At 38.8% G+C, this 25,919-nt stretch carries 27 protein-coding genes; 10 read left to right on the forward strand and 17 right to left on the reverse strand.

Annotated elements, in window-relative coordinates:
- Window positions 1–135: 135 nt before the first annotated feature.
- The 5 genes from IHV12_RS13885 to cyoE form a co-directional block, all read right to left on the reverse strand.
- Window positions 136–480 carry a cytochrome C oxidase subunit IV family protein gene (locus tag IHV12_RS13885; RefSeq protein WP_066393364.1) on the reverse strand — a complete coding sequence of 115 codons (345 nt, stop codon included), beginning with the start codon at window positions 478–480 and terminating at the stop codon, window positions 136–138.
- Between the two features lie 4 nt (window positions 481–484).
- Window positions 485–1,105: a cytochrome c oxidase subunit 3 gene (locus IHV12_RS13890; RefSeq protein ID WP_144700988.1), complete on the reverse strand. Its 621-nt coding sequence runs from the start codon at window positions 1,103–1,105 to the stop codon at window positions 485–487.
- On the reverse strand, window positions 1,105–2,949 hold the full coding sequence (gene ctaD / locus IHV12_RS13895; protein ID WP_332873631.1) for a cytochrome c oxidase subunit I: 1,845 nt from the start codon (window positions 2,947–2,949) through the stop codon (window positions 1,105–1,107). Before ctaD ends, IHV12_RS13890 begins: the two co-directional genes overlap by 1 nt.
- 31 nt (window positions 2,950–2,980) lie before the next feature.
- On the reverse strand, window positions 2,981–4,000 hold the full coding sequence (coxB, locus tag IHV12_RS13900; protein WP_137789773.1) for a cytochrome c oxidase subunit II: 1,020 nt from the start codon (window positions 3,998–4,000) through the stop codon (window positions 2,981–2,983).
- Window positions 4,001–4,258: 258 nt separating this feature from the next.
- Complete coding sequence (gene cyoE, locus IHV12_RS13905; protein WP_197191353.1) at window positions 4,259–5,152, reverse strand: heme o synthase; 894 nt, start codon at window positions 5,150–5,152, stop codon at window positions 4,259–4,261.
- A 379-nt stretch (window positions 5,153–5,531) separates the two neighbouring features.
- Between cyoE and IHV12_RS13910 the strand changes: the two genes are divergently transcribed.
- Window positions 5,532–6,419, forward strand: coding sequence for a COX15/CtaA family protein (locus IHV12_RS13910; RefSeq protein ID WP_231620740.1), 888 nt, complete (start codon window positions 5,532–5,534; stop codon window positions 6,417–6,419).
- 44 nt (window positions 6,420–6,463) lie between these two features.
- Here IHV12_RS13910 and pyc read toward each other — a convergent pair whose 3' ends face one another.
- The 3 genes from pyc to IHV12_RS13925 form a co-directional block, all read right to left on the reverse strand.
- Window positions 6,464–9,907 carry a pyruvate carboxylase gene (gene pyc / locus IHV12_RS13915; RefSeq protein WP_197191215.1) on the reverse strand — a complete coding sequence of 1,148 codons (3,444 nt, stop codon included), beginning with the start codon at window positions 9,905–9,907 and terminating at the stop codon, window positions 6,464–6,466.
- Window positions 9,908–9,929: 22 nt separating this feature from the next.
- Window positions 9,930–11,096 carry a putative lipid II flippase FtsW gene (gene ftsW / locus IHV12_RS13920; RefSeq protein ID WP_197127619.1) on the reverse strand — a complete coding sequence of 389 codons (1,167 nt, stop codon included), beginning with the start codon at window positions 11,094–11,096 and terminating at the stop codon, window positions 9,930–9,932.
- A gap of 436 nt (window positions 11,097–11,532) precedes the next feature.
- Entirely contained in the window at window positions 11,533–11,802 is a 270-nt protein-coding gene (locus tag IHV12_RS13925; protein WP_370568668.1) for a YlaN family protein, read from the reverse strand.
- A gap of 143 nt (window positions 11,803–11,945) precedes the next feature.
- Here IHV12_RS13925 and IHV12_RS13930 point away from each other — a divergent pair, with 143 nt between their 5' ends.
- Entirely contained in the window at window positions 11,946–12,455 is a 510-nt protein-coding gene (locus IHV12_RS13930) for a peptidyl-prolyl cis-trans isomerase (RefSeq protein ID WP_197127617.1), read from the forward strand.
- A gap of 54 nt (window positions 12,456–12,509) precedes the next feature.
- Here the strand turns inward: IHV12_RS13930 and IHV12_RS13935 are convergent, their stop codons facing one another.
- Window positions 12,510–13,844, reverse strand: a complete 1,335-nt coding sequence (locus IHV12_RS13935) for a PhoH family protein (protein WP_197127616.1) — start codon at window positions 13,842–13,844, stop codon at window positions 12,510–12,512.
- Between the two features lie 140 nt (window positions 13,845–13,984).
- On the opposite strand from IHV12_RS13935, the gene IHV12_RS13940 reads away from it, so the two are divergent.
- The 3 genes from IHV12_RS13940 (at window position 13,985) to IHV12_RS13950 (ending at window position 15,603) form a co-directional block, all read left to right on the forward strand.
- Complete coding sequence (locus IHV12_RS13940) at window positions 13,985–14,614, forward strand: YhcN/YlaJ family sporulation lipoprotein (protein WP_231618130.1); 630 nt, start codon at window positions 13,985–13,987, stop codon at window positions 14,612–14,614.
- A gap of 352 nt (window positions 14,615–14,966) precedes the next feature.
- A complete protein-coding gene (locus IHV12_RS13945) occupies window positions 14,967–15,167 on the forward strand; it encodes a YlaI family protein (protein WP_197127614.1) in 201 nt (66 codons plus the stop codon).
- Complete coding sequence (locus IHV12_RS13950; RefSeq protein WP_197191216.1) at window positions 15,157–15,603, forward strand: hypothetical protein; 447 nt, start codon at window positions 15,157–15,159, stop codon at window positions 15,601–15,603. Before IHV12_RS13945 ends, IHV12_RS13950 begins: the two co-directional genes overlap by 11 nt.
- On the opposite strand, the gene IHV12_RS13955 is transcribed toward IHV12_RS13950, so the two are convergent.
- The 3 genes from IHV12_RS13955 to typA form a co-directional block, all read right to left on the reverse strand.
- Window positions 15,604–15,882, reverse strand: coding sequence for a hypothetical protein (locus IHV12_RS13955; RefSeq protein WP_197127612.1), 279 nt, complete (start codon window positions 15,880–15,882; stop codon window positions 15,604–15,606).
- A 13-nt stretch (window positions 15,883–15,895) separates the two neighbouring features.
- The gene (locus tag IHV12_RS13960; RefSeq protein WP_231619466.1) at window positions 15,896–16,174 is read right to left on the reverse strand and encodes a YlaH-like family protein; all 279 of its coding nucleotides are present in this window, start codon (window positions 16,172–16,174) and stop codon (window positions 15,896–15,898) included.
- Window positions 16,175–16,258: 84 nt separating this feature from the next.
- Window positions 16,259–18,094 (reverse strand): translational GTPase TypA, encoded by a 1,836-nt coding sequence (gene typA, locus IHV12_RS13965; protein WP_191755268.1) that lies wholly within the window; start codon window positions 18,092–18,094, stop codon window positions 16,259–16,261.
- A gap of 150 nt (window positions 18,095–18,244) precedes the next feature.
- On the opposite strand from typA, the gene IHV12_RS13970 reads away from it, so the two are divergent.
- Window positions 18,245–18,415 carry a DUF5325 family protein gene (locus IHV12_RS13970; RefSeq protein WP_231618129.1) on the forward strand — a complete coding sequence of 57 codons (171 nt, stop codon included), beginning with the start codon at window positions 18,245–18,247 and terminating at the stop codon, window positions 18,413–18,415.
- A 28-nt stretch (window positions 18,416–18,443) separates the two neighbouring features.
- Here the strand turns inward: IHV12_RS13970 and IHV12_RS13975 are convergent, their stop codons facing one another.
- Both IHV12_RS13975 and IHV12_RS13980 read right to left on the reverse strand, forming a co-directional pair.
- Window positions 18,444–19,238 (reverse strand): inositol monophosphatase family protein, encoded by a 795-nt coding sequence (locus IHV12_RS13975; protein WP_197127611.1) that lies wholly within the window; start codon window positions 19,236–19,238, stop codon window positions 18,444–18,446.
- Between the two features lie 110 nt (window positions 19,239–19,348).
- A complete protein-coding gene (locus tag IHV12_RS13980; RefSeq protein WP_066393326.1) occupies window positions 19,349–19,537 on the reverse strand; it encodes a hypothetical protein in 189 nt (62 codons plus the stop codon).
- Window positions 19,538–19,702: 165 nt separating this feature from the next.
- On the opposite strand from IHV12_RS13980, the gene IHV12_RS13985 reads away from it, so the two are divergent.
- Window positions 19,703–20,332, forward strand: coding sequence for a YktB family protein (locus tag IHV12_RS13985; RefSeq protein ID WP_197127610.1), 630 nt, complete (start codon window positions 19,703–19,705; stop codon window positions 20,330–20,332).
- A 103-nt stretch (window positions 20,333–20,435) separates the two neighbouring features.
- On the opposite strand, the gene IHV12_RS13990 is transcribed toward IHV12_RS13985, so the two are convergent.
- Window positions 20,436–21,395, reverse strand: a complete 960-nt coding sequence (locus IHV12_RS13990) for an NAD(P)H-dependent flavin oxidoreductase (protein ID WP_197191217.1) — start codon at window positions 21,393–21,395, stop codon at window positions 20,436–20,438.
- 124 nt (window positions 21,396–21,519) lie between these two features.
- Here IHV12_RS13990 and IHV12_RS13995 point away from each other — a divergent pair, with 124 nt between their 5' ends.
- The gene (locus IHV12_RS13995; protein ID WP_191755264.1) at window positions 21,520–22,995 is read left to right on the forward strand and encodes an aminotransferase class I/II-fold pyridoxal phosphate-dependent enzyme; all 1,476 of its coding nucleotides are present in this window, start codon (window positions 21,520–21,522) and stop codon (window positions 22,993–22,995) included.
- Between the two features lie 42 nt (window positions 22,996–23,037).
- Here the strand turns inward: IHV12_RS13995 and IHV12_RS14000 are convergent, their stop codons facing one another.
- Together IHV12_RS14000 and IHV12_RS14005 are read right to left on the reverse strand one after the other, a co-directional pair.
- Entirely contained in the window at window positions 23,038–23,160 is a 123-nt protein-coding gene (locus IHV12_RS14000; protein WP_082861350.1) for a GapA-binding peptide SR1P, read from the reverse strand.
- A gap of 112 nt (window positions 23,161–23,272) precedes the next feature.
- Window positions 23,273–23,572 carry a DUF3055 domain-containing protein gene (locus IHV12_RS14005; protein ID WP_197127608.1) on the reverse strand — a complete coding sequence of 100 codons (300 nt, stop codon included), beginning with the start codon at window positions 23,570–23,572 and terminating at the stop codon, window positions 23,273–23,275.
- 210 nt (window positions 23,573–23,782) lie between these two features.
- Here IHV12_RS14005 and IHV12_RS14010 point away from each other — a divergent pair, with 210 nt between their 5' ends.
- Window positions 23,783–24,211, forward strand: coding sequence for a DUF1885 family protein (locus tag IHV12_RS14010; protein ID WP_197127607.1), 429 nt, complete (start codon window positions 23,783–23,785; stop codon window positions 24,209–24,211).
- Between the two features lie 134 nt (window positions 24,212–24,345).
- The gene (locus IHV12_RS14015; RefSeq protein WP_197191218.1) at window positions 24,346–25,839 is read left to right on the forward strand and encodes a glycine betaine uptake BCCT transporter; all 1,494 of its coding nucleotides are present in this window, start codon (window positions 24,346–24,348) and stop codon (window positions 25,837–25,839) included.
- The last annotated feature ends 80 nt before the right edge of the window (window positions 25,840–25,919 follow it).

Below are 25,919 nucleotides of genomic sequence, written 5' to 3' on the forward strand. Positions count from 1 at the left end.
GTCTGTCATCTCCTTTATAAAAGTACCCATAAATACTATATCAATCCTAGCTGGTACTTGTACGGAATAATAGTGACAATTCTTAATATTGTAACAAATAAAAAGGGCTGCATACGAGATGCAGCCCTTCCTTGATTACGATGTCCAAATAAGTCCCATTAAGGAAGCTACTGTAATAGCTGCAACCAATATACCACTTGCCATACCCCAGATTGGGAAGTCATGTCCTTTGTGGCTTAAGTGCATCCAAACATATAGCTGGAAGAAAACTTGAACAACTGCCAGTGTTAGGATAAACAAAACAGCAAATGAATCACTAATTTTGTCACTCCAGATCGCAAAGAATGCAACGATCGTTAAAAGAATCATCATGACAAAAGAAACGTTATGATGCTTACGCTCCTCTTTCAAGGCAAGCTTACGCTGAATCTCTTCGTGACGATGAACGGTAGTTTCAGGGTTTTGTGTGTGATTAGCCATGAGTTTAGCCTACCTTTCCCATTAGATAAACAACGGTAAAAATGAATACCCATACAACATCGACAAAGTGCCAATATAGAGCAAACAAATAATATTTTGGAGCATTAGATAATGTAATCCCTCTGTTCCAGTTTCTTGCTAACAATGTTGTGATCCAAAGAATTCCAAACAATACGTGTGCTCCGTGGAAACCTACTAACGTATAGAAAGCTGAACCAAACGCAGAGCTTGTAAACGTATGTCCTTCGTGAACATAATGTATGAACTCATAAATCTCTAGACCTAAGAATCCAAGACCTAATAATAATGTTACGAGGAACCAGCCTTGCAATGAACGTACTTTGTTCTGCTTTAAAGAAAGTACTGCGTACACACTCGTAAGTGAACTAGTTAGTAGCAGCATTGTAGCTAGAAATACTAATGGCAGTGAAAATAGTTCTGCCCCAGAAGGGCCGTCTAAATGCATATTTCTAAGACCAAGATATGTTCCAAAAAGCGTTGCAAATAATACCGTTTCTCCACCAAGGAATAACCAGAATCCTAAAAATTTGTTCTTACCTTCAAGGGTAGCTTTTTCAGGATGAGCAGGGAAATTCGCATCTGTTAAACGTTCTCCAGCATTCATTAAGCTCTACCCCCTTTAATGTCTGCTTCAACTTCTTCTTTATGAATATGATACCCGTGATCATCAATAATAGAACGTAAGAACATGGTGATCAATACAAGCCCTAGACCTGCTCCTGCTACGTACCAGTTCGAGTAGATAAAACCAAAACCAGAAATGAACATTCCTAAAGATAAAATAAACGGCAGGATCGATCCATTCGGCATATGAATTTCTCCTACAGGTTCTGCAGGTGTCATTTCTCCATTACCAGCTGTCTTCTCAACATACAATGCATCTAGACCACGTACTAGTGGTGTTTGAGCGAAATTGTATTCTGGTGTTGGAACTGGCATAGCCCATTCTAGTGTACGGCCATCCCATGGATCTTTTGTTGTTGCATATTTAGATGATGCAGAAATGATGATGTTGATTAAAAGTACAATGGTACCTGCACCCATAAGAATCGCACCGATCGTACTTACAAAGTTTGCTCCATCAAGATCTTGTCCAGACATATATGTATAAACACGTCTAGGCATACCCATTAGTCCTAACCAGTGCTGAGGGAAGAACGTTAAATGGAAACCGATAAAGAACAACCAGAAATTCCACTTACCAAGTGTTTCATTCAATACGCGGTTAAACATTCTAGGGTACCAATAGTATAACCCTGAGAACAATCCTAAAATCAAACCACCAACGATTACATAATGGAAGTGAGCTACTACGAAATAACTGTCATGATATTGGTAGTCAGCAGCAGGTACAGAAAGCATTACCCCAGTAACTCCACCCATTACGAAAGTTGGAACAAATCCAACTGCGAAAAGCATAGCTGTAGAGAAACGAATCTGTCCGCCCCACATCGTGAAGATCCAGTTAAAGATCTTAACACCAGTTGGAATCGCGATTGCCATAGTTGCTACAGCAAAGATTGAGTTTGCTACAGGTCCTAAACCAACAGTGAACATGTGGTGAACCCAAACCATGAATCCTAAGAATCCGATAAGCACTGTTGCAAATACCATTGCGCTATAACCAAACAAGCGCTTATTTGAGAATGTAGAAATAACTTCAGAGATAATACCGAATGCTGGAAGGATTAAGATATATACTTCCGGGTGACCAAAAATCCAGAAAATGTGTTCCCAGATCAAAATGTTACCACCCATATCTGGATTAAAGAAATTAGCATCAAATACACGTTCGAACATCAGTAAGAAGAAGCCTACTGTAAGTGCAGGGAATGCGAAAAGAATAAGCCCAGAAGTAACAAATGAAGCCCATGTGAACAATGGCATACGCATAAATGTCATACCAGGTGCACGCATGTTGATAATCGTTACAAGGAAGTTAATTCCTCCTGCAAGAGTACCAGCTCCGGCAATTTGAAGACCAAGTACATAAAAGTCAACACCTGTATCTTCTGCTACAGTTGATAGCGGAGCATATGCTGTCCATCCAGCTTCAGGAGCTCCGCCTAAGAACCAACTTAAGTTCAATAGCACTCCTCCGAAGAAGAATAGCCAGAACCCGACTGCGTTTACATAAGGAAACGCTACGTCACGAGCTCCTAACTGTAAAGGAACGATCGCATTCATGAAACCAAAGATAATCGGCATGGCTGCCAAGAAGATCATCGTTGTTCCATGCATCGTTAATAATTGATTATAAAGTTCACCAGTGAAAATCTTGCTGTCTGGTTCCATAAGTTGAATACGCATTAAAACTGCTTCAAGTCCTCCGATTAAGAAGAAGAAGCCACCAGCCAAAAGATACAGAATACCGATCTTTTTATGGTCAACGGTAGTGAGCCAATCCATTAACCCACTTCTCTTTTTGTGACTTTCGTGAGTTGCCACGGTGTAACCTCCTTTTTTGCAATGCTTAAGACTATTTCAATTTAAGACCTAACAAGTAATCCGAAACGGCATCAATTTCCTCGTCAGAAAGATTTACTTTAGGCATGTTGTTGCCTGGTTTAACTTCTTGAGGGTCCTTGATCCACTTTTTCAGATTTTCTTTATCATGTTCTAAGATACCTGCTACACGGTCTTTATCCCCAAAACCAGTTAAGCTAGGTCCTGTGTTCCCGCCGTTTTGTCCAACAGCGTGACAAGATAAACAGTTCTTTTCAAAGACTTGTTGTCCATCAGCATTAGCAGAAGATTTGTCGTCAGCCGCTTTATAGCCCGCAACCCAGTTCTTGTAGTCTTCTTTAGAAACAACTCTTACTTTAAAGTCCATCAAAGCATGGGATGCACCACAAAGTTCAGCACACTTCCCTTTGTACACTACGTCTGTCTGACTTCCCGTATCAAACCACATATAGTTCTTGTTTTTATCACCAGGGTTTGTATCTGTCTTACCAGCTAGTGAAGGAATCCAGAATGAGTGAATAACATCAGCAGATGATAATTCAACGTGTACTTTCGTATCTGCCGGAAGAACCAATTCCTGAGAAGTGATCAATTCTTCTTTCGGATACTCAAACTCCCACCAATATTGGTGTCCAGTAACCTTTATGCTTAACTCGTTCTTTGAAGCTGGTTTTGCATCTGCAGAGAATTCAAACGTTCTCATAACAGTTGGTACAGCTAAGATAATAAGCAAAAGAATTGGAATAACTGTCCATAATAGTTCAAGCATGTGGTTACCTTCCACTTGCTTAGGTGTAGAATTGTCACCTTTTTTCTTTCTAAACTTCAATAATACGAATGCATAAAGAACGAAAACTACCACCAGAACCAGAATCATAATACTAATAGAGATCAGCATCAGCTGGAACTGTTTGTCAGCAACTTCACCTTGCGGAATCAAAGTTGATAGAGTCGGATCTCCGCACCCCATCAAAAGAAGAGCCAACATGGCAAATAAGGAAAGAAAACGCCCTTTTTGTAGCCATTTTTTCATCACTACATATACCCCACTTTCTCGTTGTAGTCTGTTTTGACTGAATGTTCTATCTATTCAATTCAAATAAATATGTTATTTGAATGGAAATAGCAAAAGTAGATCTTACGAAAAATTTAAACTTTTTTCTTTATATAACAGGTTCACTCTTAAGAGTGATTACAAACGATCAGCCTTCATCTATACTTTTTTTATGAAAGCCCTTTTATGTAAAGGCGATTATAGGAACAGCACGATCGCGCTGTTCCAGTATAAAATCTATATGTTCACTAAGATCATCGCAACAAACATAATGGTCATATAATTCAACGAATAAACGAACATCATACGAGCCCATTTCATGTCATCCTTTGTCTTTAAGCCTGATAATGCTAGAATCAGCCAACCTGTTCCTAACACAGCAGCCAAGATCAAGTAGACGATACCAAATTCGAACAGGTAAAGAGACACAGGAAGTAATGCAGCTACATACCAGATCATCTGACGCTTCGTTAATGCGAAGCCAGATACAACAGGAAGCATCGGAATTCCCGCTTTTCGATAATCTTCACATCTTTTCATCGCAAGCGCCAAAAAATGTGGCGGTTGCCATAAAAACATGATTAAGAATAAAATCCATGCCACCCAATGAAGGTTAGCATCTACAGCTGCCCAACCGATTAAAGGCGGTACTGCCCCAGATATTCCCCCAACAACGGTATTAATAGAATGAGTTCGTTTCAGCCACATCGTGTAAACGACAACATATACGAAAAGTCCGATCAACCCCATTACCGCTGCCGTTAAGGTAGTCATCGCAAGCATAACTGTTCCGATTGCGGAAAGACTAATACCTACCCAAAGTACTTGATTCGCACTGATCCTGCCCGTAACTGTCGGGCGCTCAATGGTACGTTCCATCAGCTGGTCTATATCTCTATCAATATAGTTATTCAAGCAACAGCCACCAGCGATAACTAGTGCCGCACCCAGAATACAAAGAACTAAAGCACCAATCTTGTCAGAGAACAAATGATTGTTATATTTTAAAGCTAGAAAGAATCCAGCAAATGTTGTAATCAAGTTACTCATAACGATCCCGAGCTTCGCGATGGTCAAAAAATCTTTCCAGGTGCCTGTAGGGTTCGCTTCAGATAGAGGTCCGGGTTCCATTACTTTGTTAGCGACTTCATATGCAGTTGGAGTTTTGCTCAACAGATACACCTCCTTTTAGAGTAAAATGTTCCAAATCTTGCTTTTGCTGTTATTTAAGCCCTCATTCATTCTATATGGGCTTGACTCTAAAATCAACGGTAAAAAAATGTCTTCATCTGTTCACAATATGTAAAGTAGAACGTTTTACCTATATGATAGGATAGTGATATATAAAGAAAATGTCCTCTAACATTATAAAACAAATATAGTGCTTTGTATACTTCGACTAATATAGACAGTATCTTATATTATTTGTACGATGTGGGTGTCTGTAATACTTGTTGAAAATATTACAAATTTGTGAACGGTTATAGGACAAAAAAAGCAGGTGATTGATTTGAAAAGATTTTATCAAATTTATTCTATTATTACTTCACTAGGTATGTTGCTCGTATTACTGATGGGAGCTGTTGTAACAAAAACTGGCTCAGGTGACGGATGCGGTAACTCATGGCCTCTCTGTTATGGAGAAATCTTACCTACTGCACCAAAACTTGAAACCATTATTGAAGTAAGTCATCGGTTTGTATCAGCATGGCTTGGGCTGCTCGTTATCATACTCGCGATTTGGGCTTGGAGACGAGAACCACATAGAAAAGAAATAAAGATATTAGCTGGATCAGCTGTATTCTTTATTATCCTTCAAGGACTTTTAGGAGCCGCTGCAGTAATTTGGAGCCAATCTTCAGCCGTTCTTGCATCTCATTTCGGCTTTTCACTAGTTTCGTTCGCGAGCGTTCTCTTGATAGCGATTCTTTCTTTTGAAGATCCTGATCGTCCATTTATTGCAAAAGTATCACCCGCATTTAAAAAGAACATCTATTGGTTATTCGCTTATCTGTATGCTGTTGTATACACGGGTGCGCTCGTAAGGCATACAGGTTCGAGCATGGGCTGTGGTCCGGAGTTCCCTTTATGTAACGGAACCATATTCGCAACGATAGGATCTCAAGCAAGCATTCATCTGTTGCACCGAATTGCAGCTATCGTCCTGTTTATTTGGATCGTATATGCCTGGTACCACGCTAAAAAGTACTATAGCGATCAGAAAGTAGTCACAAAAGGATTTCAGTTCGCTCTACTTTTCGTCATTCTCCAAGGTGTATCTGGAGCATTGATCGTATATACCAATTTAAATCTGTTCGTGGCTCTTGGTCACGGATTGATCATATCCTTCCTATTTGGAACCTTAAGTTACTTAGCATTGATCGTATATCGAAAATAAATAAAAAACCAAGGTGCACGTTTTGCACCTTGGTTTTTTTATTTTTACTTAATCAATTCTATCAACAGATCCCCAGCAGCGATTCCTTCTCCGTTTTGAACAGAGATCTCCTTAACGGTTCCATCGAATGGAGCTTGAACGGTTGTTTCCATCTTCATGGCTTCAGTTATCATCAGATGATCACCTTTTTTAACCTTTTCTCCTTGTTCAACTAAAACCTTTATCACCGTTCCTGGCATACTTGCACCAATTTGAGCTGGGTTTGAAGGATCTACTTTTTGTTTAGCAGATACGGTTACTTTTGCACTTTCATCGATTACTACGATCTCACGCGATTGACCGTTAAGTTCAAAGTAAAGTACTCTAGATCCATCATTCTGTGCTTCACCGATTGAAACGAGCTTCACGATTAAAGTCTTACCTTGTTCAATTTCGACTTCAATCTCTTCCCCTAGCTTCATTCCATAAAAGAATGTTGGCGTATCAAGAACTGAGATATCACCGAATTGTGAATACATCTTTTCACGATCTAAGAATACTTTTGGATATAGCGCATACGCCAAAACATCAAAACTTGTTACTTGGCGATTGATCTTATGGAATAACGTTTCCTTAATGTCATTAAAATCAGCAGCTTCTAAAAGCTCCCCTGGCCGCTCTGACAAAGGTTCTCTTCCTTTTAAGATGATACGCTGCAACTCTTTAGGAAAACCTTCGTACGGCTGCCCCAGGTACCCTTGAAAGAATTCTACAACAGAGTCAGGAAAATCTAATGAATCTCCTCGATCATAAACATCATCTTCCGTTAAGTTGTTCTGAACCATATATAGAGCCATGTCACCTACAACTTTTGAAGATGGTGTAACTTTAACCACATCGCCAAACATATCATTCACTCTACGATACATCTGTTTGACTTCATCCCAGCGGTCTCCAAGACCGACTGCCTTTGCTTGCTGCTGAAGATTACTAAACTGCCCGCCTGGCATCTCATGCTCATAAACTTCCGGATCTGGTGCAGCCGAATTGCTTTCGAACCCTGAGTAATATTTTCTGATATCTTCCCAATAAGAAGATAGATCTTTAACATGATCAATGTTTAAATCTGGCTGTCTTTCGTTCCCTGCTAACGCGTAGTAGAGTGAATTTGCACTAGGCTGAGATGTCTGACCCGCCATAGAACTTACAGCAACGTCTACGATATCAACACCTGCTTCAGCTGCTTTTGCGTAAGTATAGATTCCGTTACCACTCGTGTCATGCGTATGAAGATGGATCGGAATTTCGACCGCTTGCTTAAGCGCTGATACTAAGTCATAAGCAGCTTGAGGTTTTAATAGTCCTGCCATATCTTTAATAGCTAGTATATGTGCTCCTTCCGCTTCAAGTTCTTTCGCGAGATTCACATAATATTTCAGATCATATTTCGTACGGTTCGGGTCTAAAATATCTCCTGTATAGCAGATGGCTGCTTCGGCAATTTTTCCTGTCTCACGAACAGCTCTGATTGCCACTTTCATTCCTTCCACCCAGTTTAGGCTATCAAAGATTCGGAACACATCGATTCCTGCCATTGCTGACTTTTTAACGAACTCTTCAACGACATTATCTGGATAGTTTTTGTAACCTACTGCGTTTGAAGCTCTAAGTAACATTTGAAACAACACGTTCGGAGCTTTTTCTCTCAGCTTAATCAAGCGGTCCCATGGATCTTCATTAAGGAAACGATAAGAAACATCAAACGTTGCTCCTCCCCACATTTCAAGTGAGAACATTTCTGGCCATAATCTTGCGGTCGGTTCAGCAATGTGCAAAAGGTCATTCGTACGAACGCGAGTTGCTAGCAATGATTGGTGACCATCTCGGAAGGTTGTATCCGTAAGTAAGAGTTTCTTTTGATCCTTTATCCAGCGAGACACAGCTTCTGGCCCCTCAGCGTCTAACAATTGCTTCGTTCCATTCGGAATCGGTTCTGAGTGCTTTATTTTTGGAATACGAGGTTTAGCAAAATTAGGTTTCTCCTGCTTAGCAAGTCCCGGGAAACCATTAATTGTTGTTGCACCAATATAGGAAAGCATCTTCGTTCCTCTATCTTTACGCTTAGGAAAGACGAAGAGTTCACTGCTTGTATCAATGAAAGAAGTATCATAATCACCTGATAAAAACTTCTGGTGTGTTACAACGTTCTCAAGGAAAGCAATATTTGTTTTAATCCCACGAATACGAAACTCTTTTAAGTTTCTTAACATTTTAGATGCTGCTTGCTCATAAGATAAAGCCCACGTAGACACTTTAACGAGTAAAGAATCATAGAAAGGAGTGATAATCGCACCTTGGAATCCATTACCAGCATCCAATCGAACTCCAAAACCTCCACCTGAACGATACGCCATGATCTTACCAGTGTCAGGCATGAACTGATTAGAAGGATCTTCTGTCGTTACTCGCGATTGGATCGCATAGCCATGACAATAAATATCTTCTTGCTTTGGAATTCCAATCTCTTTTCCATGCAACGGGTATCCTTCTGCGATAAGGATTTGCGATTGGACAATATCGATTCCAGTGACCATCTCAGTAATCGTGTGCTCCACCTGAACGCGCGGATTTACTTCTATGAAATAAAATTTGCCGTCTGGCGTTACTAGATACTCAACGGTACCTGCATTGATATACCCTACATGCTCCATCAACGATACAGCTGATTTACAGATATCATGACGAAGCTCATCAGATAGCGAGACGCTTGGTGCAACTTCGACTACTTTTTGGTGCCTTCTTTGTACAGAACAGTCACGCTCATATAAATGCACTAAGTTCCCTTCATGATCTCCGAGTATTTGTACTTCAATATGTTTTGGGTTTTCTACAAATTTTTCAACATATACTTCATCTTTACCAAACGCGGCTTTTGCTTCTGATTTAGCACGATCGTAACTTTCTGCAAGGGAGTTTTCACTTCTGACGATACGCATTCCGCGTCCACCGCCACCCATAGATGCCTTGATGATGATTGGAAAACCATTACTTAGAGCAAAGTCTCTCACTTCTGAAAGACTGTTAACAGGTCCATCACTACCTGGAATTACTGGAATGTTAGCATCAATAGCAGCTTGTCTAGCTTTAACCTTATCCCCGAATACATCAAGATGTTTTTCGTTCGGTCCTATAAAAATGATGCCTTCTTCACTACAGCGTTCTGCAAATTCCTTGTTCTCTGATAAAAAACCATATCCAGGATGAACTGCGTCGATACCATTTGCTTTTGCAATCTCGATAATACCTTCAATATCCAGATAAGCATCGATCGGTTTCTTTCCTTCGCCTACTAGATAAGCCTCATCCGCTTTATAACGATGATAAGATCCCGTATCTTCTTTCGAATAAATAGCTACTGTTCGTATATCTAGTTCGGTACAAGCTCTGAAAATCCGAATTGCAATTTCCCCACGATTTGCTACTAAGACTTTGCTGATTTTTCTACTCATACAAGTTCCTCTCCTTTTACCGTTACATGATAGCTTTTATCTTTCTGTTTACTTCGGGCTTTTTATCTGGGACTTTCTTGTTCAGATTTACTTTTGCAGAAATATTTATAAGAATCCCCATCGATGTTAGAAACAAAAGAAGGGATGAGCCCCCATACGAAATAAATGGTAACGGAACACCAGTAATCGGCAATAACCCTACTGCTGCACCTAGATTGACCACTGTTTGAATACCTATCATTCCAGCGATACCAAAAGCTAATAAGCTTGAATATGTATCATTACTTTGCATACCTATATAAAATCCTTTTAAAACGATATACCCTAACAAGGCGATGATCAAAAATACTCCAATAAAACCTAGTTCTTCTGCGATGATGGCAATTATAAAATCCGTATGTGGTTCTGGGAGGAATCCATATTTCTGAATACTCTCACCTAGACCTGATCCTGTCATTCCACCCGCAGCGATAGAAATATATCCATTAACGAGCTGATAACCGTCGCCCGCAGGATTTTTGAAGGGTGCATAAGCTGCATCGAAACGGGAAAGTTGTTCTGGGGTTAAACGAAGGAATATACCTAACCCTACGATACCCGCTAAAGCTGCCATTGAAAAAATATGTTTAAACTTTATACCTGAACAGAACAGAATAACTCCAGCAACACCTGAAACGATAATGCCTGTCCCTAAATCTGGCTGTCTCAATATCAATAGAAACATGATGGCGAAAATCGTTAGTGGAGGGATGACTCCTTTTTTGAAATCTTGCATCTTCCCTTGTTTCTTTGAATAGATTGCCGCTAAGTAGATAGCTAGTGTTAGCTTAATAAATTCAGCAGGCTGAATACCGATCGGACCTATGTATAGCCAACTTTTTGCATTGTTCACTTCTCGTCCGAACAATAAGACAAATATCAATATGAGAATTGAAAAGACGACGATAGGCATCATTAACTTTTTGTAGATTTGTATATTGAACCTCATGGTAAAATACATGAGTCCTATCCCAACTAGCAGAAAGACAAGTTGTCTCGAAAAGAAAAAGCTACTGCTGTAATCGTATTTATTGATCGTTACCCCTATACTCGCGCTGTAGATCATGACTAATCCAGCACTGCACAATAATAGTACGGCTACTATCAAAGAATAGTCATAGGGTCTTACTGCTTTTTTCACGTTGTTCACCTTTCTCCTCTCTTCTGAAGTCTTGAAACTGCATCTTTATAATTATTAGATATTGTATCACATAAACCTTTTTTATTTATGATACAACACTACAGCTTCAGCTTCTTATACTATTTCGAAGGTTTTATCTTGTTTTTGAATAGGCTTTAACCTACAGAATAGTTGCTTTTCATTTTCAAAGTCATCTTTGAACAGTTGTGTGGAGTGGATGGTGGGTGACTACCACATTAGAAACTTCTTGTAAGCCCTCAGACAAAGAAGCTTACTGCGAACACATCATGTTGAAGACATAGTAGCAAGAGTGACTTCCTTAAGACGACAGGACCAAAAGCTCAAAAGCAATAAAATTTACGAAAACAGCCTATTATTAAAATACAAACTTAGTTATATATATAAAAAAATCCAGTCCAATTTACATTCTCGGACTGGGTGTCGATCATTTTTTCATTGAGGCATCGTGCAAAGCAGTTAACTGCTTTTCAAGTGATTCTAATAATTTCTTACCTGCTTCTTCTTCGACCAGGTTTAAACGGACTGCAAAATCTATTTCACGGGATAAACCAAACATTTGCGTATCCAATACTTCCTCATAGAGGGGACATTGTGGCATTGTTAAGTTTTCCATTTGAACTTCAATTAGTTTCAGGATTTTGTCTGCATCTGCTTTTAATAGTTCAAATGCCCTTTCCCGATGTCCAGTTGCCATCTCAGCTGACAATGATCATCCCTCCGTTCGACACGATTTCTACCTTTAAATATAAAGGTTTGCATAAAAAAAATCAACATATTACAGTATTCTTATAATCGTGCTATGCTTTTTATAGCGTTTTCAAATTCAAGGAGGTTTATATGGAGTTCATCGTTGCATTAAACGGAAAAGTAAACTATCCCCTTACATTAGATCCAGGAGTATGGATTTTTGATGATAGAAAAGAGGATTTACACACATTGTTCGATTTAGATAAATCGAAGGAAAACGAGCAAGAAAAATACTTAAAAGAAGTGTCTGCACATTGGGACCGCGAATTACAAGAGGGTGCCGTTCCCCCTTCAGAGCAAGAGCAAAAGAAAAAAAGTTCAAAAACCACTTTAAAAGAAACATTATTATCAAGTTCATTTGCAATTTCTCTATCCTATTTTATCTATAATGCACAACCGCTCCCTGACGCAGAAAAAGTTAGGCTTGAGTCAGGGGACGGTAGCGTTGAGATCACACTTGAGGAAGCACAAAACGGATACTTTGCTTTTTCTAACAGTGGAAAACCGCTAAAAGAAGACGGCCCTGTACATTTTTATTTTGGTGATGGTCGCAACAAAGAAAATCCGATCAAACACATTTCAGCAGTAACGATTCTTTAATTGAAAATGTAGACAGCTCATAATTGGGCTGTCTTTTTTAATGACCACACAACTTTATAATAGATCTGCAGCAATCTGAGCTAGCGATGAACGTTCTCCTTTTTCTAAGCGAACATGCCCACTCAATGCTTGATCTTTAAATTTCTCTACTACATACGTTAATCCGTTAGTAAATTCATCTAAATACGGATGATCGATCTGTTGAGGATCTCCTAAGAGAACGATCTTACTGCCTTCTCCGACACGTGTTAAAATGGTCTTTACTTCATGCTTCGTTAAATTTTGCGCTTCATCTATGATGATAAATTGGTCCGGCAAACTTCTTCCTCGAATATAAGTCAGTGCTTCAACATGAATTGAACCGATACCAGCTAAAATCTTTTCCAGTTCACCTGATTTTTTTGTATTAAATAAATATTCTAAGTTGTCATAGACAGGTTGCATCCACGGTTTTAATTTTTCTTCTTTTTCCCCTGGCAGATAGCCGATATCTTTTCCGACCGGAACGATCGGTCGAGCAATAAAGAGCTTGATATAATCTTTCAAATCCTCTGTTTGAAGAAGTGCTGCAGCGAGCGTTATCAGTGTTTTTCCAGTTCCAGCTTTACCGATCAGAGTTACGAGTGGCAAATCTTTTCTGAGAAGTAACTCAAACGCCATCTTTTGCTGAACATTTCTTGCTCGAATTCCCCATATTTGTTCTGAATCATATCGAAGCGGCTTTAACGTCTTACCGAATTCATCAACTTTTCCAAGAGCAGAAACCGAAGATCTGAACACATCCTTTAAGATTACAAATTGGTGAGGATGAAATGAGTGACCTGTCAACTCGATCAGTTGAAGTTCATTTTTTTCATAAAATTTATTCAACAGATCACCTTGTACATAAATTTCTTTATAGCCTGTGTACGTTTGATCATTCTTGTCTATAACGCGATCGCTCAGAAAATCTTCAGCTTCTATTCCAAGTGCGTCAGCTTTTACTCGGACGAGCACATCTTTTGAAACAAGTATAACTTTTATTCCGCTTTTCTTCTCTTCTTCTTCTTGTTTTAGGTTTAAGGTAACTGCCAGTATTCGGTTATCGTTTGTTTGTTCAACAAAGGTTTCCTGAAGCCTTTTAAAGGATTTATGGTTGAGTTCTACTCGAAGGGTACCTCCATTTTCTAGAGGAACTCCTTTATGAAGCTGTCCTTTTTGTCTGACTCTATCGATCAAACGAGAAACCTCACGTGCATTTCTTCCAATTTCGTCCATATAACGTTTCTTTGAATCCACTTCTTCTAACACGACTGCAGGAATGATCACTTCACTATCTCCAAAGGATTGTATGGAGTATGGATCCTGCAACAGCACGTTCGTATCTAGGACGTATCGTTTATTCAACATTCAGCCTCCTGACTTAATGTGTTCTAGTCATTGTTCATTTAGCGTCTTTATGGACTGCCTATTAAAAATGTATGTACAAAGGAATAAAGTTAGAAGAATGTACAAAAAATAAGGAAAATGAACTGGAAGGATGAATGTCATTGAAAATATTTCGTATCGTAGCCGTTCTTAGTGCTATATTCGTACTTTTTGGCTGCATGAACAATAATAATGATAACGCTCAAAATGACCAAAACACTCCGAGGCTTACTAAAGTCAACCAAACTGCAAATAGTAAGAAGCCTCACCAGCCAAAAGGATCTCAAGAAATATCGAGACACCTTGTAGGTCTCGCAACTGGTATTCCAGGCGTTGAAGATGCAACTGCAGTAGTATTAGGCCCATATGCAGTAGTAGGGATAGATGTAGATCGCAAGCTTGATAATTCAAAGGTTGGTTCTATAAAGTATTCAGTAGCAGAATCTCTAAAAAACGATCCAAATGGAAAGAATGCACTCGTTACAGCTGATCCTGATACGGTAGAAAGACTTCGTCAGATGGGTAAACAAATCCGACAAGGTCATCCAATCGGCGGAATTATGAAGGAGCTTGCAGGGATCGTTGGACGTCTGATGCCACAAGTACCTCACAGTATACAAACGAAAAAGCCATCTCCAACAGAAACAAACGATAGTCAATTATCAGAAAGAGAACAACAAGAGCTTAAAAACCAACAACAAAAACAAGAAAAATCAGATAAAAATCAGCCTCAACGATTGAATGAAACGTGATTTTTTGAGATATGTAAAAAAGACTCATAGCGCCTTAGCTCATGAGTCTTTTTTACACTTGTTAAACACAGATGTTTTGTCGAAAATCGGATAAAAAATTTTATACTCGTAATTAATCAGAATTACCTCGTAATTAAGACTGCTTTCTACGGATAAAATACAAATTACCTCGTAAAAAACGATATGTGTTCGCTAAAGAAAGACACTCGGTTAATTTTGTTCACCCCAGGGATACGTACATTGCTTTTTATCAAAAACGATCCGTTACATTACTCTCTACTCGCATCCCAAGCATCGTTCGTTTAATTTTCCAATTTCTTTATGGTATACTATTTGAAAGAGGTGAAATACGATGCGTGTAAAATGCGTATTATGCGATACGATCGAAGTAATTGAAAATGAATGCTCACTTGCAAAAAAATTAAGAAACCGTCCCATACACACGTTTATGTGCGAATCTTGCAGAGAACGCATAACGCGAAAAACCGCTCAGCGTGAAGCTACCGGTAATTTCACATTATATCGAAGTCCGGATACAAACAATGATTGGTAATAACATAAGAATTATTTCATGGATTTTATTTGGTTCCCTTGCCGGCATTCTGCTGGCTTGTTTTTTTTACGTTCCTGAAGTGTTATTTGGATTGAATCTTTACACATTCTTATTAAATATTGATTTCCTGCCTCTTCCTGATTCCATTATCTATAATGAACCTTTTCAATTTGTTCTTCATATTATCATAGCGATCATTTTGATTGCATTCGTAGATCTGTTCTGCAGAATTTATTCTCATCCCTATCAGATTTCGTTAATCATAAATGTGATCATGTCTTTTACATTTTTTCCTCTGTACCACCTAGCTGTTGAAAAGCCATTCTCAGCCCCAGTAACCTTACCTTTTATCATTTGGCTACTCGGCCATATACTCTTCGCGATAATCATAGCTTATTTTGTTACACTCCTAAACAAAAAAAGGAGTACTGATTAATCAGTACTCCTCGTTAAATCTTGGTTCACTTTGAATTCCTTCATATAAAGCATCGATACTATCGATAAAAAACTTTTCGGAGTTTTCAATGCCGTTAACTTCATACAAAACGACGTAAAACGGACCTGAAGTCGATACAGTAGAAATGTTTACATGATGATCCTCTGTGAGAATCTCAGTAAAAAACTCAAAAGTCTCCTTAGCTGCTTGGTCTCGGGGTCTCTCTTCATGTACTTTCTTAATGCTCAACCAATTGGATAGAGCGTCAACAAGTTGCATAATGAACCCCCAATCAGCTTTTTTCTTTCTTGCTCTGATGAAGCCGGACTTTATAGATGATCAAGATGAGTGCGGCTACCATCAAACCTTCAGCAACAGGCAAACCGATGCCGAAAAATGCTAGTGGCAGACATCCGATAATCAAAAACAAATAGATGACTATCGCTTTTAGCGGCGGCAGTTTTTTTGCAAAACCTAACTTAAAAACAACGATACTTAACACTGTTATGATGAGATACAACAGCAGAAAAGCTCTGACAGGGTCGTTTTCAATTCCTAGCAGCAATGCCATGGAGGATGAATCTTCCCCTGTCGCTTTCATGATTTCTTGTTCCTCCACGATTCCCACTCCCGATCGTTTTGTTAAGAAATACGTTTAGCCTTGAGCAAGTTTCTTTTTCTTTTCTACTCTTTCACGCTCGTTCTTATCAAGTACTTTTTTACGAAGACGAATGCTTTCAGGTGTTACTTCACAATACTCGTCATCGTTCAAGTATTCTAACGCTTCTTCTAATGACATGATACGAGGCTTCTTCATGCTAACCGTTTGGTCTTTGTTCGCAGAACGCATATTTGTCATCTGCTTCACTTTTACGATGTTAACCGTAATATCATTCTCACGAGTGTGTTCCCCAACGATCATACCCGTGTATACTTCTGTTCCTGGCTCAATAAAGATCGTACCACGGTCTTCAACACCCATGATTCCGTATTGAGATGCTTTTCCGTTTTCCATTGAAACCAGTACACCTTGACGACGTCCACCAACGTTTCCAGCAACCATAGGCTGATAGCTGTCGAACGTGTGGTTTAAGATTCCGTATCCGCGTGTTTGTGTTAAGAATTCAGTCGTATAACCGATCAAACCACGAGCAGGTACCATGAACTCAAGACGCACTTGACCAGAACCGTTGTTCACCATGTTCTTCATTTCACCTTTACGGTCTCCTAAAGATTCCATGATCGCACCTGTGTACTCTTCAGGAATGTCAATTTGAACATGTTCAACTGGCTCACATTTAACGCCATCAATTTCACGAACGATTACTTCTGGCTTTGATACTTGAAGTTCAAATCCTTCACGGCGAAGGTTTTCAATCAAGATTGAAAGGTGAAGTTCACCACGACCAGAAACTGTCCAAACATCTGGAGAATCCGTGTTTTCAACACGAAGACTTACATCAGTTTCAAGCTCAGACATTAAGCGCTCTTCAATTTTACGGCTTGTTACATATTTTCCTTCACGACCAGCGAACGGTGAGTTGTTAACTAAGAAAGTCATCTTCAATGTTGGCTCATCGATACGAAGAACAGGAAGTGCTTCTTCTTGACCTTCAGGACAAACTGTTTCCCCAACGTTGATCTCTTCCATTCCAGATACAGCGATTAAGTCTCCAGCTTTTGCTTCATTGATCTCAATACGTTTCAAACCTAAGAAACCAAACAGCTTTGTAACACGGAACTTTTTAACTGATCCATCAAGCTTCATTAATGAAACGGCTTGACCAACTTTAATCGTTCCACGGAATACACGACCAATACCGATACGTCCAAGGTAGTCGTTGTAATCAAGCATCGTAACTTGGAACTGAAGTGGCTCAGCGCTGTTATCTTCTGGAGCAGGAATCGTGTCAATAATTGTATCAAGAAGAGCTGTCATATCTTCATCTTGCTTGCTAGGATCCATTGAAGCTGTTCCTTTAAGCGCAGATGCATAAACAACAGGGAATTCTAATTGATCTTCTTCAGCACCTAGTTCAATGAATAGATCGATTACTTCGTCTACTACTTCTTCTGGGCGTGCAAAGTCACGGTCAATTTTGTTTACAACTACGATTGGCGTTAACTTTTGCTCTAGCGCTTTTTTCAAAACAAAACGCGTTTGCGGCATACAACCTTCATATGCATCTACAACAAGTAGAACACCATCAACCATTTTCATGATACGTTCTACTTCACCACCGAAATCGGCATGTCCTGGAGTGTCCATGATGTTAATGCGTTTCTCGTTATAATTAATCGCTGTATTTTTAGCTAGAATTGTAATTCCACGCTCACGTTCTAAAGCATTGGAATCCATAGCACGTTCATTAACTTGTTCATTGTCACGGAAAGTTCCTGACTGATGTAGCAATTTGTCCACCAATGTCGTTTTACCATGGTCAACGTGGGCAATAATTGCTATATTGCGTAAATCATCTCTTCTATTCAAGTGTATTCTCTCCTTATATCCTATCTCTTTTTCTTATCATTTTTTGTTCAACTTGACTATTATATCACAAATTTACAGAAAGGCTTTTTCTTTTTATGTAAATTCGGTACACTTATACAGTATAGACAAGTTTTTGGCTTGGAGGTCATCATGAATATCATTTTCTTTTTTATAGCTCTACTAACGGCATTTGCAATATGTGGCATTGGAATAGCTATTGGTGAAAAAAGCTGGTTGATCTTTCTTATATCGACCGTTTCTGTATTTTTTCTTATGGGATACGGGTTTACTCTTAAAAAGAAGCAAAGAGAACGTTCCTAATCGGACGTTCTCTTTTTTGCGTTGCGCTTTATAATAAGTGGTCTAATATTTCTTTATGCAACCCTGGCTTTGCAGCGAGAATACTGTTTTGTTCAAGAAGCTGTACAGGTTCTCCATCCGTTCTGCTTACAATCCCACCTACTTCATTTAAAAGAATTAAACCTGCTGCGAAATCCCACGGGGAAAGTCGAAGTGTCATATAGGCATCGAGTCTTCCTGATGCAACATAAGCAAGTTCAATTGCAGCAGAGCCGTATGATCGAGTCCCTCTAGATTTTCTGATGATCTGTTGGACATGCTCGTGATTGATTCGTCTGTTCGGACCCGCCCACGTTGCATTAACACCAACAACAGATTCTGATAAAGTGACTTCCTCTAATTTCGGTAATTTCTTATCGTTTAAATAAGCACCTTCACCATCTTTAGCAAAATAAAGGTTACTTCCCTCCACATCATATATCAATCCTAGTTTTCCGATTCCATCTTCATAAACTCCAATTGAAATCGCAAAATTAGCTTGTTGATGGATAAAATTTGTTGTGCCATCGATCGGGTCAATAATCCAAATGACACCATTGGAATTCCCTTTTATCTCATCTCCAAAGCCTTCTTCCCCAAGTACTTTATGGTCTGGGAAGGTTTGTTGTATCTTATTAATAAAAAATTTCTCAATACTCTTATCCATATCCGTGACTAGATCTGCGATATGAGATTTATATGTAATCGTTAATGTGCTCTGAAAAGAATCTTTTAAGAGCTGTGCGGCTTCAAGTGTCCATGTCTTCATGTGTTTCTCTATGGTTATCATTTCTTCGTTCGTCATGTTTTCACTCCTTACCTTTACTATAGTATAAGGCAATTTCATTCTCTTCACAAAAAAACGAACCATCCGTTCATGATGGATTCGTTTTTGTTATCCGCTATCAGCTTGGATCATGCTTCTAATCTCACGAGCTCCAGCCTTAATCGTTCGAGCTTACGCTTCGATTCGTTGATCTGTTTTTGATCTTTCGCTTTTAAAGCATCAAACAAAGTAGCTAGTTCATAATCAATCTCAAGTTTTAATACTGGAATTCTTCTTTCTGCATCCGTTCTTTTTAAAGTGTTCATTACTTGTTTCATTTCACGGGCACATCCTTTCTTTTCGTTTTCTTCTTTTCTTCATTTTATGAAGCAACCATGTATATGGAAACGGCACTTTGCGGAATCTAATGCAAACATTTTTTTATAAAGCTTTTCGTATGGTAAAATTCTTTGTAGCACTTGATCATCAGGAGGATTTTTCAAATGACATTTAACGGATTTAATGATTCAGACTTCAATGTTTTCCAAACGCAAGGTCTTGATGAGCGTATGGAGCAAATCATCAGCCAGATTCGGCCAAAACTTGAGTCCTTAGGTAATAAATATGCAGAAGAACTTACTGTTCTTACTGGAGAAGAAATGTTCTTTCATGTAGCAAAACATGCAAGAAGGACTGTAAATCCTCCAAAGGATACTTGGGTAGCCTTTGCACCTAACAAAAGAGGATATAAAATGTTGCCACATTTTCAAATAGGACTTTGGGAATCACATGTATTTCTGTGGTTCGCGCTCATTTACGAAGCACCAATAAAGAATGCATATGGCCAATTGATCCTTAAGAACCTAAACAAGATTAAGAAGAACATACCTAACGATTTCGTATGGTCTGATGATCATATGAAGCCGGATAGTTTTCCACATCGTGAGGTTAAAAAGGAACGACTAGAAGAAATGGCAAGCCGTCTTAGCACTGTGAAAAAAGCTGAATTGCTTTGTGGCGTTCGCATTGAAAGAGACGAAGCGTCAAACATGAGTGAGAATGACTGGTACGAACGAATTGATGAAACGTTTAAGACGCTTTTACCCCTATACGAATTAAAGAAAAAACTGTAATGAAAAAAAGTGGCAGGAAGCAGAGAATACGCTGCTTCTTACCACTAGTATATTGCCGTACAACAGAAATGTATGGGTAAGTATCATCATTGTTAGAAAAGTGTTAGAATAGGTTGTTTAATCTTTGTTTAATGGTTTCAGCTTCCGTATTCATCCTATTGAATAATTCTTCTACTGAAGGTATATCTTTAATCCTTCCGATAATTTGTCCAGCCCACCCAAAGCCTTCTCCACTTTTTCCTTCATGAATAAATTTTTGATTGGCCGCACCACTAATGTAATCCTTTATTTGATCGTACGTTCCACCCAAACCTTCTTCTTTTAAAATGTTGAGTGTGAAATCTGTTCTGAGCGTTCTGCCGGGGGCCCCTAGCGTTCTTTTAATAACCACCGTATCTAGTTCTGAACTTTCAACTACAAGTTTTTTATATGCTGAATGTGCATGAACACATTCTTTTGTAGCTATAAATCTTGTACCCATCTCAACACCTTCCGCTCCTAGAGCAAGCGCTGCCATCAGTCCTTTTCCATCCCCGATTCCTCCAGAGGCGATTACTGGGATCGAAACATTTTCAACTACTCCAGGAATTAACACAATTGTACCCGTGTCATCCTTTCCGATATGGCCACCGCCTTCTTGACCTACCGCCATTACAGCATCCGCGCCTAATTGTTCTGCTTTTATAGCTTGTCTGACACTTGATACAAGGACTAATGTTTGAATACCTGTATCTCTTAGTCGCTCTAATACTGGTGCTGGATTGCCTCCCGTTACACTGATTACCTTTACACCTTCTTCAATTGCAGTCTCAAGCATGTCTTCATATGGCCTACCATGCTGTCCGATTGCAAAATTAACTCCAAAAGGGTTTGAGGTTAATTTTTTTGTCTTCTGAATTTCAGACTTTAATGACTTTGAATCTGCTAATGACATAGCTGTAATCTGACCTAAACCACCCGCGTTAGAAACGGCTGAAGCAAGTTCAGAATATGCCAGATATGCGAGCCCTCCTTGAATAATTGGAAACTTAATTTGTAATAGTTCTGTTAGTCTAGTGTTCAACTCATTTCCTCCTTGAAAATTAAATCATTTACTTACATCTTCATGCATTTTCTGTTATACTTCTTTTGTTTTATAAAAAGATAAAATTTATTATCAGTTAACGATAGATGAGGTGTAGAATACATTGTCTCAACACGAAACTCCTTTATTTACTGGTTTGCGTGAACATGCAAACAAGAACCCATTACAGTTTCACATTCCTGGTCACAAAAAAGGGCAAGGAATGGATGAAGAATTTAAAGATTTTATTGGACCGAACGCATTATCAATCGACCTTATTAACATTACACCACTAGATGACCTGCATCATCCAAAAGGAATGATTAAAAAAGCACAAGCACTTGCTGCACAAGCATTTGGTGCGGATCACACTTTCTTTTCCGTACAAGGAACAAGCGGTGCCATCATGACGATGATCATGTCTGTTGTGTCACCAGGAGATAAGATTCTTGTACCACGAAACGTTCATAAATCGATTATGACAGCAATCGTATTCTCAGGCGCAACTCCAATCTTTATCCACCCTGAGATCGATCCTGAACTAGGGATCTCACACGGAATAACACCAGACAGTGTAGAAAAGGCTTTAAATCAGCATCCAGACACAAAAGCTGTGCTTGTTATCAACCCAACTTATTTTGGTTTCGCTGCTGACTTAAAAGGAATCGTCGATATTGCTCATCGATTTGACGTACCTGTACTTGTAGATGAAGCACACGGTGTTTTGATCCACTTTCATGATCACATGCCACTATCTGCCATGCAAGCTGGAGCAGACATGGCAGCAACGAGCGTTCATAAACTGGGCGGGTCATTGACAGGAAGCTCCATTTTAAACGTGAGGGAAGGTCTTGTTTCACCTGAACGCGTGCAAACCATTCTAAGTATGATGACTACGACATCTACATCCTATATCCTTCTTGCCTCTTTGGATGCGGCTCGTCGCCGTCTTGCTACTGAAGGGTATACACTAATTGAAAAAACAATTCGACTTGCTAATGAAACGAGAGCAAAGATCAATGATATCCCTAACCTATACTGTGTAGGTGAAGAGAAGCTTGGCACATCTGCAACTTTTGATTATGATCCATCAAAGCTTTTAATATCAGTAAAAGACTTAGGCATTACAGGATATGACGCGGAAACTTGGCTTCGTCAAAACTTTAATATTGAAGTGGAATTATCTGATCTCTACAACATCCTTTGTTTGATTACAACGGCAGATCATGAAAAAGATACAATGGTACTCGTTCAAGCGTTATCTCAACTTTCTGATGAGTTAAGCCATTCAAAGAATGAGGAGATCAAATCAATACCTGTACACGTTCCAGATATTCCTGTGCTTGCATTATCACCACGTGATGCATTTTACGCAAATACAGAGAGTGTTCCGTTTGAAGAATCTGCCGGCAGGATTATAGCAGAGTTCGTAATGGTCTATCCCCCTGGAATACCGATTTTCATTCCTGGTGAAATCATCACAAAAGAAAACTTAGATTATATTAAAGAAAACCTTGAAGCCGGTCTACCCGTTCAAGGTCCAGAAAATGCAGATTTAAAGTACTTGAAGGTTATTCAAGAACAAGTTGCCATACGCTGATTTTCTCAAAAAAAGAAGACCTTAAGAGGTCTTCTTTTTTTCTTACTTATCTAAGTTCGTTTGCTCGTGGCAATGCGGGCATGTGTTTGAATATAATGTGGTCACTTTTTCCTCTTCAAAATGTTCAATTGTTGTTTCACACGTTTGGCAAATGATTACTCCCATCCGTTCCATCTCCCTTCACATTTTGAAAGCGCTTACGTTTGTAATCTTATATTATTATGTCACATTAACTTTGTCAACACATTTAGTATAACACATTAAAAAAATATGCTATTTAATCATATTGTTCAATGGTATGGATATTAGGAACAGCCTCTTCAAAAAATAGTGCTAGATCTTCCGCTTCTTTAAGGGTTTTAATATGAAAAACCTGTTTGATGTATTCCAAATTCCGCATATCGTTCGAGTCCAATAAAGCCGATCTTCCCGTTTGCATACATACTACTAATGGTTTACCGAAGAACATATTCGTATAAACAATACCAAAATCATACCTGACAGTATCTGTAGTAAAACCTACAAACCTGACATTAACGGATTCACTCTCGTCATACAATTTCTCAAACCATTCCATATTACCCCTCCTCGTATGATTGCCTCTTTCATCGATCGGGTCGTCTATTACTGGAATTAAATAAGTTATACTAATAAGAGTGTCATTGAATGTAAGAGTAATTCCCTAATTTAAGAAGTTTCAAACTCGATTTGTCAAAATCTTCTTAAAATATGATATACTATTAGTATGTTTGGATGACGTTAAAAATTACAAATTGGAGTGGATTACATGTCTCAAAGCGCCTATGTAAAACTTGTTCCCGCATCTGAAAAACAAGTGATCACAATAGATGAACTGAAAGACCTTCTGCTGTATTACCGTTCCATCACGACTAAAACAGGTGAACAATTATCATGGGGCTATGAAGATGCAGCGTTTCCGTATACGATCGAGGAAAAAGCAGAAGCTGACGGGCGATGGTTTTATTTAAAAGGTTTAGATCAAAGGAAAAATAAATATATTTTAGTTGGTATCGGAACAGAAAAAGAAAGTGACTCAGATCTTGAAAAACATTACATACAATTTACCCTAACCGATATTTCAACTCACGGTGACAAAGGTAAGGCCAATGAGTTCTGTAAGTTTATCGCATCAAAACTAAAAGGAGAACTTCACCTTTTTAACGGCAGAGTAATGTATTATTACCCCAAAAAATAAGGAAAGTATAGGTAATTTGCTATAGGAAGCCCAATCATATGATTGGACTTCCTATTTTATTTTTACTACAATGTAAACTTTCGGGCCCTTAGGGAAAAATAAAATGGATACATATCATGAAAGGATGTGAAGAAATGAAAAAACAACCAAATACTGTTTTTATCGTTTCACTAATAATTTCTGTCGTTTTTGTTATCATAGGAAGTTTATTTCCTACCGAATTCCAAGCTAAGGCAACCGTCATTCAAAATTTCTTACAAGAGAAATTCGGCTGGTTCTATCTACTTTCTGCTACAAGCTTTTTGATTTTTGTACTTTATCTAGCTTTTAGTAAGTACGGAAAAATTAAACTTGGAGAACCAGATGATAAACCTGAATACTCTACTATCACGTGGTTTGCTATGCTGTTTAGTGCTGGTATGGGTATAGGACTGGTCTTTTGGGGTGTAGCTGAGCCAATCAGCCATTTTTATACTCCACCATCAGGCGAAGGAGGAAATGCCGCCTCTGCTCAAGCTGCGCTTCGTTACAGCTTCTTTCATTGGGGATTGCACCCTTGGGGGATATACACGTTAATCGGGTTGTCACTTGCTTATTTTAAATTTAGAAAAGGTGCACCTGGATTAATCAGTTCAATCTTTACTCCTTTATTAGGTGACAAAGTTCATGGACCAATTGGTAAAACGATTGATATAATCGCCGTATTTGCAACGATCTTTGGAGTAGCAACTTCCTTAGGTCTTGGAGCTGTCCAAATAAGCGGTGGAGTATCTTATTTAACGAACATTGCAAATAACTTTACGACACAATTGATCATCATTGGCATTGTGACTGTCTTATTTACGCTTTCTGCTCAAACAGGATTAAACAAAGGGATTAAATACTTAAGTAACCTGAACATTATTATAGCTGTTCTGTTAATGGCGTTCTTGCTTTTTGCGTCATCAACAAACTTCATCATGGATGTTTTCGTACAATCTCTTGGGAACTACCTGCAATACCTTCCAAGCATGAGTTTAAAACTAAGTCCTTTCAGACCTAGTGAAGCAGGCTGGATTCAAGGTTGGACAGTCTTTTATTGGGCTTGGTGGATCGCATGGGCACCATTCGTTGGTACATTTATCGCTCGTGTTTCAAAAGGCAGAACAATTCGTGAATTTATCATGGGTGTATTGCTTGTCCCGACTGTTTTTGGTGCACTTTGGTTTTCTATTTTCGGCGGAGCAGCCTTGCATCTAGAAATTTTTAATAATGTCGGTCTAAACAAGATCATTGCGGACAAAGGTACAGAGGTCGCTCTTTTCGCACTTTTTGAACATCTTCCGTTCGGAACGATCATGTCCTTATTAGCCATTTTCTTAATCAGTACGTTCTTCATTACATCTGCTGATTCTGCTACGTTCGTTCTAGGTATGCAAACAAGTGACGGTCGATTGAATCCTACTTCTATGACTAAATTCATTTGGGGTATCGTTATCGCAGCAGCTTCATCGATACTATTGTACACCGGCGGATTAGAAGGATTGCAAACTGCATCGATTATAGCAGCTTTCCCGTTTGCATTCGTACTGATCTTTATGATGATCTCTCTTAAAAAGGCACTTTCTGAAGAGACAAAATTAAAATAAGCTGTTTATTTTATTCAATGTTGCTCTGAAAGTATAATTTAAGCTCACACTAACTCGCTATCCATGCGGCCTAAGGTGAG

The sequence above is a fragment of the Fictibacillus sp. 7GRE50 genome (assembly GCF_015903875.1).
In the GTDB taxonomy this organism is placed as follows: Bacteria; Bacillota; Bacilli; order Bacillales; family Fictibacillaceae; genus Fictibacillus; species Fictibacillus phosphorivorans.